Genomic DNA, 21,371 nt, shown 5'->3' on the forward strand with positions numbered 1-21,371 from the left:
TGACCGCCGCCACTTCGCCGAGCCACCACCGCACCGGCGCGCCCTGACCGCCCCTCGACTGCCGCAGGCAGTGGCCCCTGCCGGAGGCGGCCGACTGTCGCCCGGCGGTGGCGGAGCGTACCGACGTCGGGGCGGTCCGCCACGGAGCCGCCTGACCTGGCCTGGACGGGTGGCGCAGGGGTGCCTGCGGAGCGCCCGGTTCAGCTATCGTCACGCGGGCGGAGCGCGCCGACGGTCGGCACGCCGACCGCTGGCGAGGAGTCGATGATGACCGTCGTGCCGCGTCTGGTGCTCAGTGCCCCCTCCTCCGGACACGGCAAGAACGCACTGGCTATCGGCCTGCTCGCCGCGTTCGCCGACCGGGGACTGAACGTGGCCGGCTTCAAGATCGGGCCGGATCAGGTGGACGCGGCGTACCTCGGGCTGGCCGGCGGTCGGCCGGGACGCACCCTGGATCCGCGCCTGGTGGGCGCCGAACGCGTCGCCCCGCTGCTGCTGCACGGCGCGGACGGCACGGACCTGGCCGTGGTGCAGGGCAGCATGGGCCTGTACGACAGCCTGACCGGACGCAGTGAGACCGAGTCCACCGCCGCGGTGGCCACCGCGCTGCGCAGCCCGGTGGTGCTGGTGGTCGACGTCGCCGCGATGGGCCAGTCGGTGGCCGCCCTGGTGCACGGCTTCCGGGCGTACGACGAACAGTTGTGGATCGGTGGGGTGATCCTCAACCGGGTCGCCTCGGCCCGGCACGAGGCGCTGCTGCGCGAGGCGCTCGACGACATCGGCATCCCGGTCTACGGCGCGCTGCGCCGTCAGGATCTGCCCTCGGTGCTGCCCTCGCGGCGGCACGGGGTGGTGCCGGTGGTCGAAGGCGCCGGCGAGGCCACCCGGGCGGTCCGGCGGCTGGGTGAGGCGGTGACCGCCACCGTCGACCTGGAGCGGCTGCTCGGACTGGCCCGCTCGGCGCCGGCGCTGGGAGTGCAGCCGTGGTCGCCACTGGGGGCCGCCGAGGGGGCCGCGCCGGTGCCGGCCGGTGCCGCCCGCCCGGTCGTGGCGCTTGTGGGTGGACCGGGCGGCAGCTTCAGCCACGCCGAAACCGCCGAACTGCTGCGTGCCGCCGGCGCGGAGGTGGTGCCGCTCAACCCGTTCACCGACGAGGTGCTGCCAGCCGGCACCCGGGCGCTGGTGGTCGGCGGCGCTCTGCCCGAGTCGTACGCGGAGCAGCTCTCGGCCAACCGGCGGCTCTGCATCGCCGTCGCCGAACTGGCCCGCACCGGCCAGCCGGTGATCGCCGAGGGGGCCGGCCTGCTCTGGCTGGCCCGGGAGCTGGACGGGCTGCCGATGTGCGGGGTGATCGACGCGATCGGCAGTCTCCGGGACGGGCTGGTGGTCGGCTACCGGGAGGCGACCGCGCAGGGCGACAGTGTGGTGGCCGTCCGGGGCGAGGTGGTGACCGGGCACAAGGAGCACCGGGCCGTCCTCACGCCCCGGGGCGGGCAGCGGCCGGCGTGGAGTTGGCCGGGTGGCACCCCGGAGGGGTTCATCTGGCGGGGTGTGCACGCCTCTCAGCTCGTCCCGCACTGGGCGGCGTACCCGCGGATCGCGACCCGACTGGTGGCCGCCGCTGCGGCCGAGGCGGCCACGGTCCCGGCCGGGGCGGGCGGCGGTGGCCCGGCCGTGCAGGTGGGTGTCGACCCGGGCGACCCGGCCGGTGTGGTGGCGTCCGGGCCGGCCGGCGGGCCGCCGGCCTGATCGTCAACCGACGATCCGGTCCGATGGTGGGACGAAGTCCCGGACGGGTTTGCCCTTCAGCGCATCGCGGAGGGTGTTCGACACCGCCGCGATCGGGATCTGCGACTGGCCGTCACCGACCGCGTTGAACGGATTGTCGGGGTCGGAGATGAAACTGGCGGCCGCCAGTTCCGGCGTGTAGCCGACGAACCAGGCCGAACGGGTGCTGTCCGTGGTACCGGTCTTGCCGGCGACCGGGCGGCCCACCGTGCCGCGCACGCTGTCCGCCGTGGACCAGCCGCCGCAGCTGCCCTTGGCCGGGGTGTCGCCGGTGGGGCAGCGGGCGGCGTCGGTGGCCGCGCGTGCCGCGTCAGCACTCACCACCTGACGGCAGCGCGGCTTGGCGACCTCCCGTTCGATGCCACCCGGGGTGGTGTACGTGGCCGGGGTGCCGTCGCGGTTGTAGATGGCGTTCACCGGCAGCGCCTCGCAGTAGCGCCCGTCGGCGGCGACCGCGGCGTAGGCGTTGGCCATCTCCAGCGGCGTGGCGTCAGAGACACCAAGGGTGAAGGCGCCCCACTTGTTGGCCTTCGCCGGGGAGGCGTGCTCCCGGTCCACGTCGGTGCGCCAGCGTAGCCCCAGCTGCTCGGCCAGCCGGACGGCCCGTTCCGCACCCACCTGCTCCTCCAGCCAGACGAAGTAGGTGTTCACCGACTTGCCGAAACCGGACCACATGGTCTGCATGCCGCTCATCGCGCCACTGGCGTTTGAGGGTTGCCATCCGTCGTAGATCTCGGATCGGTAGCTGTGCGGCGCGTTGAAGCTGGTGTTCAGCGTCATGCCGGCGTCCAGAGCGGCCAGCATGGGAAACATCTTGAACGTCGAGCCGGCCTGGTAGCCGGGCAGGTCGCCGCCGCCCATCAGGGGAGCCACCGTGTTCGGGTAGTTGGCCTTCACGTCAGGTCCGGCCTCGGGATTGGAGCTGAGCGGGTTCTCGTTCAGGTTCAGCGAGTACGTGCGATTCACCGCCATCGCCTTGACCCGCCCGGTGCCGGGTTCGGAGACCACGATGCCGTTGGCGAACGGGCTGCCGGTGTTTCCCTGGGTGCCGACGTTCTTCTCCGCCGCTGTCTGGATCTTCGGGTCCATGCTCAGCACGATCCGGTATCCGCCCCGGCGTAGCTTGTCCAACCGCTGGAGCGGGTTCTTCCCGAATGCCGGCTGGGCGCTCCACCAGTTCTTCAGGTAGTCGCAGAGGAAACCCCAACTGTTCCACTTCTCGGGCACCGAGGCGCAGTCGTTGGGTGGGTAGGTCAGTCGGAGCCGGATCGGTTGACCCTTCGCCGCCTGGGCCGAGTCCGGCGAGAGGTAGCCGAGCCGGGCCATGTTGTCGAGCACGTAGTTGCGCCGCGCGGTGGCGTCCTTCTGGTCGGAGCTGGCCGGGTCGTACTGGGAGGGTGACTTGACCAGCCCGGCGAGGGTGGCCGCCTCGACGGCGGTCAGCTCCTTCGGGGTCTTCGAGAAGAAGATCTCGCTGGCGGCGTAGATGCCGTACGCGCGGTGCCCGAAGTACGCCGAGTTGAGGTACCGCTCCAGAATCTCCTCCTTGCTCAACTCCTTCTCCAGGTCGACAGCCATGCGCATCTCCTTGACCTTGCGCGTCGGGGTCTGCGCGGTGGCCTCCTGCACCTCTCTCGGGTTGGTGGCGCTGTCCCGCAGCGCCATCCGCACGTACTGCATGGTGAGCGTGGAGGCGCCCTGGGAGACTCCGCTGGAGCGGGCGTTCGCCACGAAGGCGCGGGCGACGCCCTTCGGGTCGACGCCGTGATGCTGGTAGAAGCGGTTGTCCTCGGCGGCCACGATGGCCTGCTGCATGTTTGGCGAGATGTCCGACAGCTTGGTGTACTGCCGGTACTCCTCGAAGAACATGGTCAGCACGGTCTTGCCGTCGGGCGCGTACAGGTAGGAGGTCTCGGCGGGCAGGGCGGTGGTCAGCAGGCGGGTCTTGCTCTCCACGGCGTGCGCGGTGGCCTTGGCACCGATTCCGGTCACCGCGACGGCCGGGTACGCGGCGGCGGCGACGACGATGCCGGCGATCAGCCCGGCACGGAGAAGAGGGACGAGACGACCAGCGGCAGCAAGGGGTCGATTGCTCACACCGCCAAGTTATGACATTTCCGATTCATCCATGAGAAATACTCATGAAGTGATCGGTGGTGATGCGGCCCACCCTCCGGGTTGCTGTCCCGAGCGCCGCCTTCCCGGCAGGATCGCGGTCATGCATGGCCAGCCGACCACGACGTCCGGCGCGTCACCGGCCGAGCCGGACCTCACCCACCACGGTGACGCCGAGGTCGCGGCGGACCTGGTCGACCTCGCCGTCAACGTGCGGCGCGCACCGCTGCCGCCCTGGCTGGCCGAGCCGATCACGGCCTCGCTCGCCGACCTCGCCGCGTACCCGGACCCACGCCCGGCTCGCGCCGCGGTCGCCGCCCGGCACCGCCGGCCACCGGAGGAGGTGCTGCTCACCGCCGGTGCCGCCGAGGGCTTCGTGCTGCTCGCCCAGGCGCTGCGCGGGCTGCGACGGCCGGTGGTGGTGCACCCGCAGTTCACCGAACCGGAAGCCGCGCTGCGGGCCGCCGGACACACAGTGGAACGGGTGCTGCTCGACGCGTCGGACGGCTTCCGGCTCCACCCGGACCGGATACCCGCCGACGCCGACCTGGTCATGATCGGCAATCCGACGAACCCGACATCCGTGCTGCACCCGGCCGTCAACCTCGCCGCCCTGGCCCGCCCCGGTCGGGTGCTCGTGATCGACGAGGCGTTCGCGGACACCACCGCCACGCCCGGCGTACCCGGTGAGCCCGAGTCACTTGCCGCCCGCCGGGACCTGCCCGGCCTGGTGGTCGTCCGCAGCCTCACCAAGACGTGGGGCTGGCCGGGCTGCGGATCGGCTACCTGCTCGGAGAAGCCGCCCTGCTGCGCCGGTTGGCCGCCGTACAGCCGCTCTGGGCGGTTTCCACCCCGGCCCTGGCCGCCGCCGCGGCCTGCGCCGGCCCCGAGGCGGCCCGGGCCGAACGCGCCATCGCCGCGCAACTCGCGGCCGACCGCGATCACCTGGTCGCGCGGCTGTCGGCCCTGCCCGGGGTACGCGTGGCCGGCCGACCGGCCAGCGCCTTCGTGCTGGTGCGGATCACCGGTGCCGACCGGCTCCGGGACCTCCTGCGAGGGCGCGGCTGGGCGGTACGCCGGGGCGACACGTTTCCGGGGCTCGGCTCCGACTGGCTGCGGATCGCAGTTCGGGACCGGTTGACCACCGACGCGTTCATCGAGGTGCTGGCCGAGATCATGGAGGCATGATGCTGGAAGACACCATCGCGGCCGTCGGCCCGCCCGACGAGCCGGCGATGACCGCCGCGCGGCAGTTGCAGGCGCGCCTGACCAAGCCGGCCGGCTCGCTCGGTGCCCTGGAGGACCTGTCCGTACGCCTCGCCGGTCTGGCCGGCAGCTGCCCGCCACCGGTGCCCGCCCCGGCGGCGGTGGCGATCTTCGCCGGCGACCACGGCGTACACGCCCAGCGGGTCAGTCCCTGGCCGCAGGAGGTCACCGGGCAGATGGTCGGCAACTTCCTTGCCGGTGGGGCGGTGGTCAACGCCTTCGCCCGACAGGCGGGTGCCTCGGTGACGGTGATCGACGTCGGCGTGGCCGGCCCGCTGCCGGTACCTGATCAACCGGGCGCGGCCAGCGTCGACGACCCGGACGGTGCGGGCCCTCTCGACGGCGCGGCCGGTGCCGGTCCATTCGACCGCGCGGCCGGATCCGCCGTACCCCGGCTGGTCGACGCGTCGGTTCGACGCGGTACCCGGGACATGACCGTCACCGCGGCGATGACCCGGGACGAGGCGCGGGCGGCGGTCGAGGTCGGCATCACCATCGCCGACGAGCTTGTCGACGCCGGGGCCGGCATTCTGCTCACCGGTGACATGGGGATCGCCAACACCACCCCGGCCGCCGCGCTCATCGCAGCCTTCACCGGTGTGGACGCCGCCGAGACCACCGGCCGGGGCACCGGCGTCGACGACCCCACCTACCAGCACAAGATCGAGGTGGTGCGGGCCGCGCTGCGCCGCCACAACCCCGACCCCACGGACCCGCTCGGCGTGCTGGCCGCCGTCGGTGGGCTGGAACACGCCGCGCTCACCGGGTTCGTGCTCGGTGCCGCCGCGCGCCGCGTACCGGTGCTGCTGGACGGGGTTATCGCGGTCTCCGCCGCGCTCGCCGCGGCGGCCTTCGCCCCGGACGCCGTGGCGGCAATGGTCGCCGGCCATCGCTCCGTCGAGCCCGGCGCCACTGTCGCGCTGCGCCAACTGGGCCTCACCCCCCTGATCGACCTCGGCCTGCGGCTCGGTGAGGGCACCGGCGCGCTGCTGGCCCTACCGGTGGTCACCGGCGCGGTCCGGGTGCTGCACGAGGTGGCCACCTTCGACTCCGCCGGGGTGGCCGAGAAGTGAGCGAGCGGGCCATTGGGTTCAGCAGTGGGGCGTCTCGCGCTGCCGGTGAGCGAAGCGAGGCGGCGGCGTGAGTGAGCGGAGCGAGCGAGCCATTGGGTTCAGCAGTGCGGCGTCTCGCGCTGCCGGTGAGCGAAGCGAGGCGGCGGCGTGAGCGCCAACGCGTACCCCCTCGGGCTTCGGCTGGCCGGCCTCCGCGTGGTCGTGGTCGGTGGGGGAACAGTCGCCACGCGGCGCGTCCCGGCCCTGCTGGACGCGGGCGCGGACGTCCTGCTGGTGGCACCGGATCTCACCCCGGCGCTGCGGGCGCACGTCGACGCCGGGCGACTGCGCTGGGTACCGCGCCGGTTCGCCCCCGACGATCTTGACGGCGCCTGGCTGGTGCAGGTCGCCATCGACGACCCGGCCGCGGCGGCCGAGATCAGCGCCGCCGCCGCGGCCCGTCGGATCTTCTGCGTACGCGCCGACGACCGGAACGCGGCGACGGCCTGGACCCCGGCGGTGACCCGGTACGGTCCGGTCACGGTGGCGGTGCACGGCGGCGGCGACCCCCGCCGCGCGGTGAGCGTCCGCGACGCCATCCGCACTTTCCTGCAAGCCAGGACGGGCACCCTGTTGACCGGGCCGGACGCCCAGGCACCGCTGAACTCCGCACCCGGCGGCACCGGCCAGGTCTTCCTGGTCGGTTCCGGACCCGGCGACCCGGAGCTGATCACCCTGAAGGGCTGGCGACTGCTCAGCGAGGCCGACGTGGTCGTCGCCGACCGGCTGGTGCCCGGACTGCTCCTGGACGAGCTGCGCACCGGAGTGGAACTGGTTGACGCCTCCAAGATCCCCTACGGCCCGTCCCGGACGCAGGAGGAGATCAATCGGATCCTGGTGGACCGGGCATTGGCGGGAGCCTTCGTGGTCCGGCTCAAGGGCGGCGACCCGTACGTCTTCGGCCGGGGCGGCGAGGAACTGCTCGCCTGCGCGGCGGCCGGTGTACCGGTCACCGTGGTGCCGGGCGTGACCAGTTCGATCGCCGCCCCGGCGGCGGCCGGCATCCCGGTCACCCACAGGGCGGTGGCGCACGAGTTCACAGTGGTGTCCGGGCACGTCGCACCGGATTCGCCGGACTCACTTGTCCGCTGGGACGCGCTGGCCGGCCTGCGCGGCACGCTTGTGATCCTGATGGGCCTCAAGAACCTGCCGGCGATCACCAGCACGCTGCTGGCGCACGGGCGGACGGCCGGAACGCCGGCTGCCGTGATCCAGGAGGCGACCACCGGCGGTGAGCGGGTCCTTCGCTCGACCCTCGGCGAGGTGGCCGACGCGGTGGCCGCCGAAGGGCTGCGCCCACCGGCGGTAGTCGTCATCGGCGACGTCGTCGCGGCTCTGGATCCGGCTGAGCTGTCCGACTCCTGATCGGCTTGCGTTTGGACCGGGGACGATCCTTCCGGTTCGGGGTGGTTGCGGTTGGGGCTGGGGCGGCTGTGCCTGGCTTCGTGGGTGGTTGCGGTTGGGCGGCTGTGCCTGGCTTCGTGGGTGGTTGCGGTGGGGGCTGGGGGCGACCGTGCCCGGCTTCGGGCGGTCAGGCTTGATCCCTGCGCCGGGCACGGTCGCCCCCAGCCTGACCTGGTCGGTCCCTGTGCGGGCGGTGGCCAGCCCCGGGTGGGGTCTGGGCTGCTGTTTCTGTCGCCCTGCCGTCTTGTTCTGTCGCCTTGCCGCCTTGCCGCCTTGCCGCCTTGTCATCTTGCCGTCTTGCCGTCTTGCCGTCTTGCCGTCTTGCCGTCTTGCCGTCTTGGTGTGTTGGTGCCGTGGCCGGTTTGTCTGCGGGGTTGTTGTCTTGTGCCGGTCGGGTTGGGCTGCTTACTGGTCGGGCTGGACGTCTGCTGTCCGCTGTCTGCGGGAGATGCGCCGCTGGCCGGCACCCTGGGATCGGGTGCCGGCCAGCGGCTTGTTCCCCCTGTGGAGGAATGTCTTCGGTTGTGTTCCCTTGGTTCAGGTCATGGGTCAGCTGGTCCAGTGCTGGGCTACCAGGTCGGCGGCCTGCTGTTCCCACTGGGCGTAGTGGTCGGGGTAGGCCGACACCTGCACGGTCTGCGCGGCCTCAGTGAGGGGCATGTCCTGCCACCCGTCGACCTGCTTGAGGCCCTTGAGGAAGGCCAGGGTGGAGTACTCGGGGTCGGTGATCTGCTCCACCGTGCCCCAGCCGCTGGACGGGCGCTGCTGGAACAGGCCCTGCGAGTCGTGGTCGTTGCGGTCACCCAGGTGACCCAGGTTCTCCAACTTCGACTCCTGCAACGCCGTCGCGATCGACACCACGGCGGCCCGCTCGTCCATACCGGCCTTCTTCGTCGCCGCGATGATCGCCTTCACATTGCCGACCTGCTCATCGTTCAGCTCGATCGTCGACTGGTTCCTGGGGGTGCCATGCGGCAGCAACTTGCCCATGTCCGGCTTGTCCGCCTGCACCGCCGCGACCGGGGTCGTCTGGACCGGGGTGACATCGGCGTGCGCGGCCACCGGACCAGCGAACAGGCCACCGGTGAAAGCCAGACCCGCAACACCCAGCACACTCTTCCGCAGCATCGAGTTCTTCCGCAGCATCGAGTTCATGGCAAAGCTCCAATTCGGGGGTCGACGCACACCCACACCGAGGGGGATCGGTCAGGCGCACGCAAGCACCGACAGGCGCTCAACAAAACAAAGGGGGAAAAGAGAAGTCCTCCGGCACGCGGGGCCGTATCGCCACTTCACGCCGCCGGGACCATGCACAACGACCGACCGGCCCGGATCATTCCCGGGGCCATGCACCCACCGCGACAGGCGGTCCTCGTCGGTCGTTCAGGGATGTCCAACGACCGCCGGCCCGCCATCATTCCCGGACCACCCGGCCCACCCCTGCGGCAGGCCGTCTACCTGGGTCGTTCAGCCATGTCCAACGCCCCCGACCCACCACCCATTCCACCCCAAGCCCCGACCGCCCAGGCAATCTTGGTCCGAAACCGCCCACCCAAGGGCAAAACCGTACCAAGATCGCCCCGGATGCCCACGGAACCGGACAGGCGGCACATCGGTGCGGTGCCGGGCCACACCCCCACCAACACCCACACGCAGTTGACCATGAGGTTAGCGGCAGCACTAGAGATCAAATACGCCGCTAACCTCATGATCAACAGGGGCGTGGGGTGGGGGTTCGTTACTGCTTGAGCATGTTGTCCAGCAGCAGTGCGCAGCGGATCACTCCGAGGTGGCTGTACGCCTGCGGGTGGTTGCCCAGCCCGCGCTCGGCCAGCGGGTCGTACTGCTCGGGCAGCAACCCGGTCGGACCCGCCGTGTCGATCATCTGCATGAACAGTTCCTCGGCGTCGGTCCGCCGGCCGGTGCGCAGGTACGCCTCGATCAGCCATGCCGTGCAGATGTGGAAGCCGCCCTCGCGGCCGGGCAGGCCGTCGTCCCAGTGGTAGCGGTAGACGACCGGGCCGCTGCGCAGATCCGCCTCGATCTTGAGCACGGTGGAGAGGAAGCGGGGGTCGTCACCGGCCAGCAACCCGGAGATGCCGATCCACAGCGACGAGGCGTCCATGTCCTCGTCGCCGTACGCGACGCTGTACGCCTCGGCGTGCTCGTGCCAGCCGTACTCCAGCACGTTGGCGCCGATCCGGTCGCGTAGCTCCACCCATTCCGGCCGGTCCTCGCCGCCGTGCTGGCGCATCACGTGCAGCGCCCGGTCGACTGTCATCCAGCACATCACCTTGGAGAAGACGTGGTGCCGGGGTGGCAGACGGGCTTCCCAGATGCCGTGATCCGGCTCGTGCCAGCGGCGGCGGACCGCCTCGACCATGTTCTCCAGCACCCGCCACTCCTCGGCGCGTACCGAGCCGCGTACGTCGGCGGTGGCGGCGATCAGGTCGGCGATCGGGCCGAAGACGTCGAGCTGGAGCTGGTGGTTGGCGAGGTTGCCGACGCGTACCGGGCGGGATCCCGCGTAGCCGGGCAGGGTGTCGATGACCGCCTCGGCACCCAGTTCGTAACCGTCCACGGTGTAGAGCGGGTGCAGCCGTTCGGGGTGCCCGCCGGTGCGCTCCACACAGCCGTCCACCCAGCGCAGGAACGCCTCAGCCTCGGCGATCGAGCCCAGGTCGACGAGGGCGCGGGCGGTCATCGCGGCATCGCGTAGCCAGCAGTAGCGGTAGTCCCAGTTGCGGACTCCGCCCAGTTCCTCGGGCAGCGACGTGGTCGCCGCCGCCAGGATCGAGCCGGTGGCCTCGTGGCAGAGACCGCGCAGGGTCAGTGCGCTGCGGGCGACCAGGTCCCGGGCGGTGGTCGGCAGCCGCAGCGAGGCCACCCAGTCCTTCCACGGGCGCTCCGCCGCGGCCTGCCGTTCGTGGATGGGCAGCCGGTGGTGTTCCAGGCTGTGCGTGCCGAACCGCAGCTCCAGCACCACCTGGCCGCCGAGCGCGGCGAGGTCCACCACCGCCTTCGCGGTCTCGTACCCGCCGTCGTTGCCGACCTCCCACTGCACGCCGGGGGAGTAGAGCGCGATCGGTTCGTTGGAGCCGAGCACCAGCAGGCCGTCGCCGAGCGGCTGGAGCTGCACGGCTACCTGTGCGAACTCCGGTCGGGGCGCGAATTCGAGGCGAACCCGACCGGTGCCGGTCAGTACCCGGACCAGGGTCGAGTCGCCCGAGATGATCGCCGGGCCGTCCGGCGTGGCCCGGGGGTCCGGCTTGTCCAGCCAGTCGGTGACGGTGAGACCGGACCAGCGGGTCTCCACGGTCATGGTGCCCGACCGGTAGCGCTGGCCCAGCGGGATGCCGCCCCGTTCGGGCGCGACACTGAAGTGACCGGCCGGGCTGCCACCGACCAGATCGGCGAAGATCGCCGCGGAGTCGGGCTTGGGGTTGCACAGCCAGCTCACCTTGGCGTCCGGCGTGAGCAGCGCGACCGTGCGGCCGTTGGCGAGCATCGAGTGCCGCTCGATCGGCACCGCCCGTTCGCCGAACAGCCAGTGCCGCCGGGTCTCCAGCAACAGTCCGAGGGCGCGGGCGGCCTCGATCGGTTCGGCCACCCGGTGACCGGCCTTGGTCTCGCCCGGGCCGATCTTGATGCCGACGTCCGGGCCGTGCAGGTTGGCGAAGGCGTTCTCGTCGGTCACGTCGTCGCCGATGAAGAGCACCGCGCTGGCCGAGAGCTGGGTGCGCAGCTGGTCGACGGCGGTGCCCTTGTGGGTGGCCACGACGGAGAGCTCGATGACCTCCTTGCCCTGGGTGACTGTGACGTCCGGCCAGGTCGCGGGGCCACTGCGGACCGCGTCGATGGCGGCGGCGGCGACCTGGGGATCCACTCCCCGGGTGTGTACGGCGACACTTGCCGGCTTGCGTTCCAGGCGGACGCCGGGGTGGGCCGCGGCGATGTCCCGCAGGACGTCCCGCAGCCGGGTGCGTACCGCGATCAGCTCAGGGGAGAGCCGCTCGACGAAGCCGATGTCGAACTCGGAGCCGTGGCTGCCGACCAGGTGCACCTCGCTGGGTAGCCGGGAGAGCGCGGCCAGGTCCCGCAGCGCGCGGCCGGAGACGACAGCCACTGTGGTCTGCGGCAGGGCCGCCAGGGCCCGGACCGCCGCCACCGACTCCGGCAGCGGTACGGCCTTGCTCGGGTCCTCCACGATCGGTGCCAGCGTGCCGTCGTAGTCGCAGGCGACCAGGAGCTGGGGAACCCGGGCGATCCGCCCGATGGCGGCGCGCAGTTCCGGATCCATCGGGCCCGCGACGGGCGTGGCGTTCTCGGTGGACGCTGCGTTCACGCCGCCTCCATGTCGGGCACACCCAGTTCGGTGAGGAAGGACTTCGCCCAGTGCCCCACGTCGTGGGTGCGCAGATGGCGTTGCATTGTCCGCATACGGCGACGAGCCTCCGGCTTCTCCACATGCACGGCCCGTAGCAGAGCGTCCTTGACCGCGTCGGGGTCGTGCGGGTTGCACAGGAACGCCTGACGCAGCTCGGTGGCCGCGCCGGCGAACTCACTGAGTACGAGTGCGCCCCCGTGGTCCGCCCGCGATGCGACGTACTCCTTGGCCACCAGGTTCATTCCGTCACGCAGCGGAGTAACCATCATCACGTCGGCGGCGGCGTACATCGCAGCCAGTTCGGTCCGACTGTACGACTGATGCAGATAATGCACCGCCGGCACGCCAACCCGGCCGAATTCGCCATTAATCCGACCAACTTCGCGCTCGACCTTGACGCGAAGTGCCTGGTAGTGCTCCACGCGCTCGCGGCTCGGTGTCGCGACCTGCACCATAACCGCGTCGGGCACTGTCAACTTTCCGTCAGCGAGCAACTCGCGGAAGGCCTTGAGGCGCAGTTCGATGCCCTTGGTGTAGTCGAGGCGGTCGACGCCGAGGATGATCGTCCGGGGATTGCCCAGCTCCTCGCGGATCTCCTTGGCGCGGGCCTGGATCGCCGGGTCGGCGGCCAACCGCTCCATCTCCTGCGTGTCGATCGAGATGGGGAAGGCGCCGGCCTTGACCTGACGGCCGTCCACCTGGATCATCTGGCCCTCGTACCGCAGCCCCAGCAGGTGCCGGGCCAGCCGGACGAAGTTCTGCGCGGCGAGCCGTTGCTGGAAGCCGACCAGGTCGGCGCCGAGCAGGCCGCGCAGGATCTCGGTGCGGAACGGCATCTGCATGAACAGCTCGATCGGCGGGAACGGGATGTGCAGGAAGAAGCCGATCCGCAGGTCGGGACGCAGCTCCCGGAGCATCGCCGGCACCAGTTGGAGCTGGTAGTCCTGGACCCAGACCGTGGCCCCCTCCGCGGCGACCTCCGCCGCGGCCTCCGCGAACCTGGCGTTGACCAGGCGGTACGCCTCACGCCAACGGCGCTTGTAGGCGGGTGTCTCGACGGCGTCGTGATACAGCGGCCAGATCGTCGCGTTCGACTGACCCTCGTAGTAGCGCTCCAGTTCCTCGGCGCTCAGCGGCACCGGATGCAGCCGGATGCCCTCCAGGTCGAACGGCTCGGGGGCCGCGCCGGTGCCGCCTGCCCAGCCGACCCAGGTGCCCTGGTGCTCGGCGAGGACGGGGTGCAGCGCGGTGACCAGCCCGCCGGGGCTGCGTCGCCACTGCCGTCCCTCGGGTGTGCTCACCTCGTCGACCGGCAGTCGGTTCGCCACTACGACAAAGGAGCTACGGACGGTCACGATCGGCCACCTCCGGGTGCTGACGGGTCCACCGCGATGAGCGTACTGAGCGTAGCTGCGGCGTCTGTTCCCCTGTGCCGGACTCACCTACCCGCCCCGAACTCGGCGAACCCTGGACGTGATCATGTTGACAGGTGGGACGGCCCGGCGAGCCGCCGGGGCGGTGGCTGCGGGGTCGGCGTACCCCCGCTGGCGGGGCGATGTGGGCGCGGCGCGGCGTACCTGTCAGGATTGACAACGGCGTGCGCGCGGCCGGCTCCCGGCCGACGGCGGCGGATGGCGGCCCTGGCCCGCGCCCGTATCACGCGAATCAGCGATCGAAACCGACGGAGGAGCCCGCACCGTGGCCCAGTACATCTACGTCCTGGAGAAGGCACGCAAGGCGCACGGCGACAAGGTCGTGCTCGACAACGTGACGCTGAGCTTCCTGCCGGGGGCCAAGATCGGTGTGGTCGGCCCGAACGGTGCCGGTAAGTCCAGCCTCCTCAAGATCATGGCAGGGCTGGACCGGCCGAGCAACGGCGAGGCCCGGCTGATGCCCGGCTACACCGTTGGCATGCTCGCGCAGGAGCCCCCGCTCAACGACGCCAAGACCGTGCTGGGCAACGTCGAGGAAGCGGTCTCGGAGACCAAGGCGAAGCTGGAGCGGTTCAACAAGATCGCCGAGCAGATGGCGACGGACTACTCCGACGAGCTGATGGAGGAGATGGGCCGGCTCCAGGAGGAGCTGGACCACGCCGACGCGTGGGACATCGACTCCAAGCTCGAACTCGCCATGGACGCGCTGCGCTGCCCGCCGCCGGACGCCGACGTCACCCAGCTCTCCGGCGGTGAGCGGCGCCGGGTCGCGCTGTGCAAGCTGCTGCTGGAGGCCCCCGACCTGCTGCTGCTCGACGAGCCCACCAACCACCTGGACGCGGAGAGCGTGCAGTGGCTGGAGCAGCACCTGGCCAAGTACGCCGGCACCGTCATCGCCATCACCCACGACCGGTACTTCCTGGACAACGTGGCCGGCTGGATTCTGGAACTGGACCGGGGCCGCGCCGTCGGGTACGAGGGCAACTACTCCACCTACCTGGAGAAGAAGGCCGCCCGGCTGGCCGTGGAGGGCCGCCGCGACGCCAAGATGAAGAAGCGCCTCTCCGATGAGCTGGAGTGGGTCCGCTCCAACGCCAAGGCCCGGCAGACCAAGTCCAAGGCCCGTCTCGACCGGTACGACGAGATGGCGACCGAGGCGGAGAAGACCCGCAAGCTGGACTTCGAGGAGATCCAGATCCCGCCGGGGCCGCGCCTGGGCAACACCGTCATCGAGGCGAACAGCCTGACCAAGGGCTTCGACGACCGGATCCTGATCGACAACCTGTCGTTCTCGCTGCCACGCAACGGCATCGTCGGCATCATCGGCCCGAACGGCGTCGGCAAGACCACCCTGTTCAAGACCATCGTCGGGCTGGAGGAGCCGACCGCCGGCCAGGTCCGCGTCGGTGACACGGTCTCCCTGTCGTACGTCGACCAGAACCGGCAGGGCCTCGACGGCGACAAGACGGTCTGGGAGGTCGTCTCCGACGGCCTCGACTACCTCATGGTGGGCAAGGTCGAGATGCCGTCCCGGGCGTACATCGCCGCGTTCGGCTTCAAGGGGCCGGACCAGCAGAAGCCGACAAAGGTGCTTTCCGGCGGTGAGCGCAACCGGCTCAACCTCGCGCTGACGCTCAAGATGGGCGGGAACGTGCTCCTGCTCGACGAGCCGACCAACGACCTGGACGTGGAGACGCTGTCCAGTCTGGAGAACGCGCTGCTGGAGTTCCCCGGCTGCGCCGTGGTGATCTCCCACGACCGGATGTTCCTGGACCGGGTCGCCACGCACATCCTGGCCTGGGAGGGCGACGACGAGGACCCGGCGAAGTGGTTCTGGTTCGAGGGCAACTTCGAGGCGTACGAGAAGAACAAGGTCGACCGGCTCGGCGCGGAGGCGGCGCGCCCGCACCGGGTGACGTACCGCAAGCTGACCCGCGACTGACCGGGCGTCCGTCGTGGCTGACCGGTTCGTCTACCACTGCACCCTGCGCTGGTCCGACCTGGACGCGTACGGCCACGTCAACAACGCCCGCTTCCTCACCCTCTACGAGGAGGCCCGGGTGGCGTTGATGTTCGTCGGCGCCCGGGCCAACGGGGTGGACTCGTTCGCCGACGGCGTGGTGATCCGCCGGCACGAGGTCGACTACCTACGGCCTGTGGACTACGCCCTCGACCAGGGCGGCGCGGAGTCGGCGCCCACCGTGCGGATCGAGCTGTGGGTGGAGCAGTTGCGCGCGGCGTCCTTCACCGTCGGCTACGAGATGTACGACGGTGAGCTGCTCATCAGTCGGGCACGTTCGGTGCTCGTGCCGTTCGACCTGGCGCAGCAGGTGCCGCGGCGGCTCAGCGAGCCGGAGCGGACGTTCCTGCTCGGCTACGCCCGGCAGGACGGTGCGCCATGAGCGTCGGGCACGGCATCGTCGACGTCGCCGACGCGGGGGCCTTCCTGGCTCGGCTCGTCCGGTTGGAGCGCGCCGCCCTGGTCCGGCTCCGGCCGGCCGCTGCGGGCGCGCGTACCGCCCTCTGGGCGCGGCTGCCGTGGGGTGTGCTGGCCGTCCGTACGGTGGCCGGCGCGGGCGCCGGTGACGTCACGGTCGCCGCCGGGCAGTTGCTCGCCGCGTTCGCGGACGGTCGCGCGGACCTGCCGTCCCGTCACGACGCCCAGTGGCGGTGGGCCCTGCCGCCGGACACCAGCCGTCGGGTGGAGAGGCTGCCGGCCGGGGAACTGCGTCGGCTGGCCGAGGCGGCGGCCGGGACCCTGCGCGAGGCTGCCCAACACGGGGTCGGCGGTCGGGCGGTGGGGCAGCGGATGCTGCGCGACGCCCTGCTGGACCACGTGGCGGTGGTGGTCACCCCCGACGACGAGCCTGACCGTCCGGTGGAGGTGACCCAGCGAATGGTGCAGGGTCTGGTTCGCATGGGTTTCCTCGGTCCGGCCGGGGATTCGTCGGATGGTGACGGCGTGCAGGTACGTGCGGCTGGCCGATGGGTCGGGCTGGTGGGACCGTACGGAGCCATCTGGTCGCAGAAGGCCACGGATCTTGTCGTACGGCCATCGGTGGCTCATGCGAAAGGATGACCGCTAGTCATCCTTCCGGTTTGGTGCTGGCGTTGGGGGGTGCTTCGTTCCGGCTGTCCGGGTACCGTCCATCCTCGGATCCACCCACTGTAGGCGACCGGATCCGCTGGGGAGTGAGGTGCGCGAGCGATGCCGTGGTGGTCATGGCGTCCAGGTCCCGCCAGTGGCGGTGACCCGGAAACTCGAAGCAGGATCATGGTGGAAGGTACCGTCCGGGTCGGCCCGCCGGCGCCCCGCCAACCGGGAGACGACTGCCCGGCTGCGGAGCGTCAGTTGATCGCCGACATGCCAGCCACGGTCGAACAGGTCACGCTGCGTCGGATCTGCGACGCGCTCGACCTGCTCGACGTGCGTTACCTGGCCGACGGAGACGGCAACCTGCTGGCCATGTGGGAACGGCACGCGGTGCTGGTAACCCTGGAGGGGCCGGAGGACGAGATCCTCGTGCTGCGGGCCCGGCCACACGCGACGGTGCCGCCGGACTGGGCCGACCGCGCCTACCGGGTGGTCAACGAGTGGAACCACACCCGACGCTTCTGCAAGGCGTACGTGGGCGACGCCACCGAGCGCGGTCAGTTGCCGATCTACGCCGAGTTGCAGGTTCCGCTCGCGGCCGGTACCCACGACGCGCTCCTGGTCGAGCTGCTCGACTGCGGTGCCGCCGTGGCCACCAGCTTTGTGGACTGGCTGCACGACGAGGGCGCCCTGCTCTGACGGCGGCCACCACCGCCCCGCCTGGTGGCGGGGCGGTGGACGTCAGCCGTGTGCCGTCGGGTCCGCCATGTCGTTCACCATGAAGTACGCCGCCCGTTCGAGGTAGTTCCACAGCTCCGTGGCGAGCGCCGGGGGCAGATCGAGGCTGTCCACCGCGCGGCGCATGTGCCGCAGCCAGGCGTCGCGTTCGGCCGCGCCGATCCGGAACGGGGCGTGGCGCATCCGCAGTCGGGGATGGCCGCGTTGCGCCGAGTAGGTGTTCGGGCCGCCCCAGTACTGCATGAGGAAGAGTCGCATCCGATCGGCGGCCGGACCCAGATCCTCCTCCGGGTACATCGGGCGCAGCAGTGGATCGGCGGCGATGCCGGCGTAGAACTCCTCGACCAGTTTGCGGAACGTGGGCTCTCCGCCGACGGCGTCGAAGAACGTGACCGCCTCGCCGTGGCCTTCGGACTCACCTGCGGGATTCACCGTTCCATCCTGCCAGGCCCGCACCGGCTCCGGCCCGGCCGGCACCGGGTGACGAGGGTGGCTCAGGTCACCGCGTGCCGGGGCCGTCCCGGGCCGACGTGCCCGGGACCCGGGTCGTCGGGGGAGGCCGCCGCAGGTGGTCCGCCGCGGGCGGCGGGCTCGTCAGCGGCGCCGGAAGCGGCCCGGGCGGCGTCGATGGAGGCGGTCACGGTCTGCTGGTCGGGCCAGCGCAGCGCGACGAGCGACATCAGCACCACCCCGGCGGCGCTCCACACACCCACCACTACCGGAATCGGGAAACGCTCGGCGAGCAGCCCGGTCACCAGCACTGCCGCACCCTGGATGACCTGCACACCGGTCGCCATCACGCCGAACGCCCGGGCCCGGAAGCCGTCCGGCAGGGCCTGGACGAACAGCCCGTTGGCCATCGGGAGCAAACCGGCGACCGCGAAACCGCAGACGGCGGCGAGCAGTGCCACCACCACCGGCGGCGGGTCCAGCAGCGCGGGTACCAGGGCCAGCGGGGCGGCCACGGCCAGCGGCCGGAGCAGGAGCAGCCGACGGGCCGGCGCGATCATACGGCCGATGATGAGCCCGCCGAGGATGAAGCCGGCCGGGGTGGCTGCCATGATCACCGCCTGCGCCAGCCCCGGGTCCATGCTCTCGCCGGCATGTTCGTTGGCCCAGGCGGCGGCCAGCCCTTCGGGCACGATGGAGAAGAGCATGGCGCTGAAGACCAGGACGGCGATCGCCCGCAGCACCGGTGTCCGGAAGACCATCTGGAAGCCCGCGGCGGTCTCCCGCAGCAGGTGACTGCGGTGGGCGCTGGTCATCGCCGGTGGCCGGTCGAGCACCCCGAGTCGGACGATGGCGGCCGACAGCGCGAAGGCGGCAGCGTTCATCAGCAGCGCGGCCGTGGGATTCACCGTCGCGACGGCGGCGCCGAGCAGGTAGCCGACCACCTGGGCGGCCTGCCCCACGCTGGCGCTCACGGACAACCCGACGACGAGTCGGTCCCCGGGCAGGATCAGCGGCAGCAGCGCCGACCGGGCGGCCTGACTCGGTGGGTTGGCCAGCGTGGTGGCGAACAGCAGCGCCAGGATCACCGGCACCGGCATCCCGGGGATGGCGACGAGCAGCATCATCGCCATCCGGATGAGGTCGCAGACGACCATGACCTGCCGGAACCGGTGCCGCTCGGCGATCGTCGCCAGCAGCGGACCGCCGACCAGCCAGGGCAGATAGCTGACCGCGAAGGCGGCGGCCGACAGCGCAACCGACTCGGTCTCCCGGTAGACCAGGAGGGTGACCGCCGCCTTGGCGACATAGTCACCGACCCAGGTCAGCGTGCTGGCCGCGAAGACGGCGCGATACTCAGGCTGGGCGAAAACCTCCCGGAAGGTGGCCGGCCCTTCCGGAGAAGGTCGCTCGTCGGACACCATCGCCTCCATCGTCCCGGTGTCTGGCCACTCGTGATGGCGGCCCGGGACCATCGTCAGGTCTGCGGATCAGCGAGGACGTGACACCGCTCGGTAAGCGCGTGCACCGGATTCTGCCCGATCGTCTGACAACTGGCTAGGGCGAACGGCTGGTCGGTCGCATCTCCGACTGAACGAACGGACGATACCCGAGGGGCCGCTCAGCCGCGACCCCCGCCGGTCAGCTCAGGTGGCACCGCCCTGACCGGTCTCGGAATCCGATCGAGTAGGTACGCCGGGGTAGATGCGGCCCGCCGCGATCCGTGCGGTGATGCCCGAGTTCTCCAGCGCCTCGGCCAGCCGGCGACGCAGCTCCCGACCCACGCTGAACTGCCCGTCGGCGGTCGTCTTCACCACTGTCCGGATCACCGTGCCCTCCACCGTCACCTGCTCGACGCCGAGCACCTCCGGCGGCTCGACGATCGACGGGGCCAGCTCCGGGTCCACCGCGATCGAGGCGGCGGCGGTACGCAGCACGGCCGTCGCCTCCTCGGTGCCGGCGAAACCGATGGGCAGGTCGACCACCACCAACGCCCAGCCCTGGCTCTTGTTACCCACCCGGACGATCTCGCCGTTGCGGATGTACCAGAGCACGCCCCGCCCGTCCCGGACTGTGGTGACGCGTAGTCCGACCGCCTCGACCATGCCTGTTGCCTCGCCGAGATCGACGTTGTCGCCCACCCCGTACTGATCCTCGATCAGCATGAACAGCCCCGCGATCAGATCCTTGACCAGGCTCTGCGCGCCGAAGCCGAGGGCCACGCCGGCGATGCCCGCGCTGGCCAGCAGCGGTGCCAGGTCGAAGCTGAACTCCTTGAGCACCATCAGCAGGGCGATGCCGAAGATGAACGCGGTGCTCAGGCTCCGTAGTACCGAACCGATCGCTTCGGCGCGCTGCCGGCGGCGCTCCGGGACGAACTCGCCGGGCTCGGTCGCGGCGCTCGGGATGCGCTCGCGCAGCGGGCGGAGCATGGTCGGCACCCCGGCGTCGCTGGTGGTGCGTACGAGCCGGCGGATCGTGCGGTGCACCAGCCACCTGGCGGCCAACGCCAGCAGCAGGATCAGGATGATCCGCAGTGGCTTGACGAGGATCCAGAAGCTGCCCTCGGCGAACCACACCGAGTCCGTCCAGTTGAAGACGACTTTGCACAGCACCTCGTCCAGACACTCCGGGCTCGGCGTGTCGACAGGTTCCGGGCTGGACGGGGCGGGGGTGGGGCTGAGGCTGCTGACGGTCACAGTGTTTTCGTACCGCAACCGTCCGGTGGGCCCGCCGTCGACCCACCGACAGGTGACGCCCGGCCCGTCGCGCGGTCGGCAGAAAGCGCCGGGGGGTACCCAGGATTAGTACGTGCATTCGCGGGTCCGATCAGGGACGATTGGCGCAGCGGACGTCGGTGATCCGGCCGGCGTCGACGTGGTGCCCGGTTGTGCCCGGCACCGGTCGGCGGTGGCGAGTGGTAAGCCGCTTGACCGGGAGGGTGACGCGATGCCTGACATACGACCCACGGTGGGCTCCGGCGCGCTGGTCCTCAACGCCACCTACGAGCCGCTGTGTGTCGTGTCGGTACGTCGAGCCGCGATTCTCGTGCTCTCCGCCAAAGCGGTATGTGTCGCCGACGGCGACGGCATCCTGCACAGCGCCCGCAGCGCGCTGCCGGTGCCCTCGGTCGTCCGGCTCACCCGTTTCGTCCGGGTGCCGTACCGGACCCACGTGGGCCTGTCCCGCCGGGCCATCTTCGCCCGGGACGGCTGGCGTTGCGCCTACTGCCGGGGTCCGGCGGAGACCATCGACCACGTCTTCCCCCGCAGCCGGGGCGGCCGGCACGCCTGGGAGAACGTGGTAGCCGCCTGCGCCAGGTGCAACCACACCAAAGGCGACAAGACCCCGGCCGAACTCGGCTGGCGGCTGCACTCGTTGCCCACCGCACCCAAGGGGATCGCCTGGCGGGTGCTCGGCCACCGCGCCCCCGACCCGCGCTGGGCCGACTGGCTAGACCTCCGCGAACCCGAAGCCGCCTGACCCAGCGAACACTCACTCGCTGCCAGCGCAGGGCTCAATCCAGATCCCAACCCACTGTCTGTGCGGACCACACCCGCACCTTCCGCGCGGAAAGCGCCACC

The 21,371-nt window shown here is 71.1% G+C and carries 15 protein-coding genes and 1 pseudogene; 9 read left to right on the forward strand and 7 right to left on the reverse strand.

Going from position 1 to position 21,371, the window contains the following annotated elements:
* Nucleotides 1-267: 267 nt before the first annotated feature.
* A complete protein-coding gene (locus CLT74_RS27655) occupies nucleotides 268-1,749 on the forward strand; it encodes a cobyrinic acid a,c-diamide synthase CobB (protein ID WP_099853111.1) in 1,482 nt (493 codons plus the stop codon).
* Nucleotides 1,750-1,752: 3 nt separating this feature from the next.
* On the opposite strand, the gene CLT74_RS27660 is transcribed toward CLT74_RS27655, so the two are convergent.
* A complete protein-coding gene (locus tag CLT74_RS27660) occupies nucleotides 1,753-3,885 on the reverse strand; it encodes a transglycosylase domain-containing protein (protein ID WP_099850297.1) in 2,133 nt (710 codons plus the stop codon).
* Between the two features lie 121 nt (nucleotides 3,886-4,006).
* Between CLT74_RS27660 and cobC the strand changes: the two are divergent.
* The 3 genes and pseudogenes from cobC to cobA all read left to right on the forward strand — a co-directional run bounded on the left by cobC (nucleotide 4,007) and on the right by cobA (nucleotide 7,646).
* Nucleotides 4,007-5,091: pseudogene (gene cobC / locus CLT74_RS27665) on the forward strand (Rv2231c family histidinol phosphate aminotransferase CobC).
* Nucleotides 5,091-6,242: a nicotinate-nucleotide--dimethylbenzimidazole phosphoribosyltransferase gene (locus CLT74_RS27670; RefSeq protein WP_099853114.1), complete on the forward strand. Its 1,152-nt coding sequence runs from the start codon at nucleotides 5,091-5,093 to the stop codon at nucleotides 6,240-6,242. Before cobC ends, CLT74_RS27670 begins: the two are co-directional and overlap by 1 nt.
* Before the next feature lie 147 nt (nucleotides 6,243-6,389).
* On the forward strand, nucleotides 6,390-7,646 hold the full coding sequence (cobA, locus tag CLT74_RS27675) for a uroporphyrinogen-III C-methyltransferase (RefSeq protein WP_099850299.1): 1,257 nt from the start codon (nucleotides 6,390-6,392) through the stop codon (nucleotides 7,644-7,646).
* A 588-nt stretch (nucleotides 7,647-8,234) separates the two neighbouring features.
* On the opposite strand, the gene CLT74_RS27680 is transcribed toward cobA, so the two are convergent.
* The 3 genes from CLT74_RS27680 to CLT74_RS27690 all read right to left on the reverse strand — a co-directional run bounded on the left by CLT74_RS27680 (nucleotide 8,235) and on the right by CLT74_RS27690 (nucleotide 13,427).
* Complete coding sequence (locus CLT74_RS27680) at nucleotides 8,235-8,831, reverse strand: hypothetical protein (protein WP_099853118.1); 597 nt, start codon at nucleotides 8,829-8,831, stop codon at nucleotides 8,235-8,237.
* Nucleotides 8,832-9,423: 592 nt separating this feature from the next.
* A complete protein-coding gene (gene otsB / locus CLT74_RS27685; RefSeq protein ID WP_099853121.1) occupies nucleotides 9,424-11,985 on the reverse strand; it encodes a trehalose-phosphatase in 2,562 nt (853 codons plus the stop codon).
* 41 nt (nucleotides 11,986-12,026) lie between these two features.
* On the reverse strand, nucleotides 12,027-13,427 hold the full coding sequence (locus tag CLT74_RS27690) for an alpha,alpha-trehalose-phosphate synthase (UDP-forming) (protein WP_099850301.1): 1,401 nt from the start codon (nucleotides 13,425-13,427) through the stop codon (nucleotides 12,027-12,029).
* Between the two features lie 343 nt (nucleotides 13,428-13,770).
* Between CLT74_RS27690 and ettA the strand changes: the two genes are divergently transcribed.
* The 4 genes from ettA (at nucleotide 13,771) to CLT74_RS27710 (ending at nucleotide 17,298) form a co-directional block, all read left to right on the forward strand.
* Nucleotides 13,771-15,447, forward strand: a complete 1,677-nt coding sequence (gene ettA, locus CLT74_RS27695) for an energy-dependent translational throttle protein EttA (protein WP_099850303.1) — start codon at nucleotides 13,771-13,773, stop codon at nucleotides 15,445-15,447.
* A gap of 13 nt (nucleotides 15,448-15,460) precedes the next feature.
* Entirely contained in the window at nucleotides 15,461-15,907 is a 447-nt protein-coding gene (locus tag CLT74_RS27700; protein ID WP_099850305.1) for an acyl-CoA thioesterase, read from the forward strand.
* Nucleotides 15,904-16,584: a DUF8185 domain-containing protein gene (locus CLT74_RS27705; protein WP_099850307.1), complete on the forward strand. Its 681-nt coding sequence runs from the start codon at nucleotides 15,904-15,906 to the stop codon at nucleotides 16,582-16,584. Before CLT74_RS27700 ends, CLT74_RS27705 begins: the two co-directional genes overlap by 4 nt.
* Nucleotides 16,585-16,713: 129 nt before the next feature.
* The gene (locus CLT74_RS27710; protein ID WP_099850309.1) at nucleotides 16,714-17,298 is read left to right on the forward strand and encodes a type III secretion system chaperone family protein; all 585 of its coding nucleotides are present in this window, start codon (nucleotides 16,714-16,716) and stop codon (nucleotides 17,296-17,298) included.
* A gap of 42 nt (nucleotides 17,299-17,340) precedes the next feature.
* Here the strand turns inward: CLT74_RS27710 and CLT74_RS27715 are convergent, their stop codons facing one another.
* The 3 genes from CLT74_RS27715 to CLT74_RS27725 all read right to left on the reverse strand — a co-directional run bounded on the left by CLT74_RS27715 (nucleotide 17,341) and on the right by CLT74_RS27725 (nucleotide 20,486).
* A complete protein-coding gene (locus CLT74_RS27715) occupies nucleotides 17,341-17,769 on the reverse strand; it encodes a globin (RefSeq protein WP_099853125.1) in 429 nt (142 codons plus the stop codon).
* Nucleotides 17,770-17,831: 62 nt separating this feature from the next.
* Nucleotides 17,832-19,211, reverse strand: coding sequence for an MFS transporter (locus CLT74_RS27720; protein ID WP_099853131.1), 1,380 nt, complete (start codon nucleotides 19,209-19,211; stop codon nucleotides 17,832-17,834).
* Nucleotides 19,212-19,433: 222 nt separating this feature from the next.
* Nucleotides 19,434-20,486: a mechanosensitive ion channel family protein gene (locus CLT74_RS27725; protein WP_099853135.1), complete on the reverse strand. Its 1,053-nt coding sequence runs from the start codon at nucleotides 20,484-20,486 to the stop codon at nucleotides 19,434-19,436.
* Nucleotides 20,487-20,736: 250 nt separating this feature from the next.
* On the opposite strand from CLT74_RS27725, the gene CLT74_RS27730 reads away from it, so the two are divergent.
* A complete protein-coding gene (locus CLT74_RS27730; protein WP_099853138.1) occupies nucleotides 20,737-21,270 on the forward strand; it encodes an HNH endonuclease in 534 nt (177 codons plus the stop codon).
* Nucleotides 21,271-21,371: the final 101 nt, after the last annotated feature.

The sequence above is a fragment of the Verrucosispora sp. CNZ293 genome, assembly GCF_002754655.1.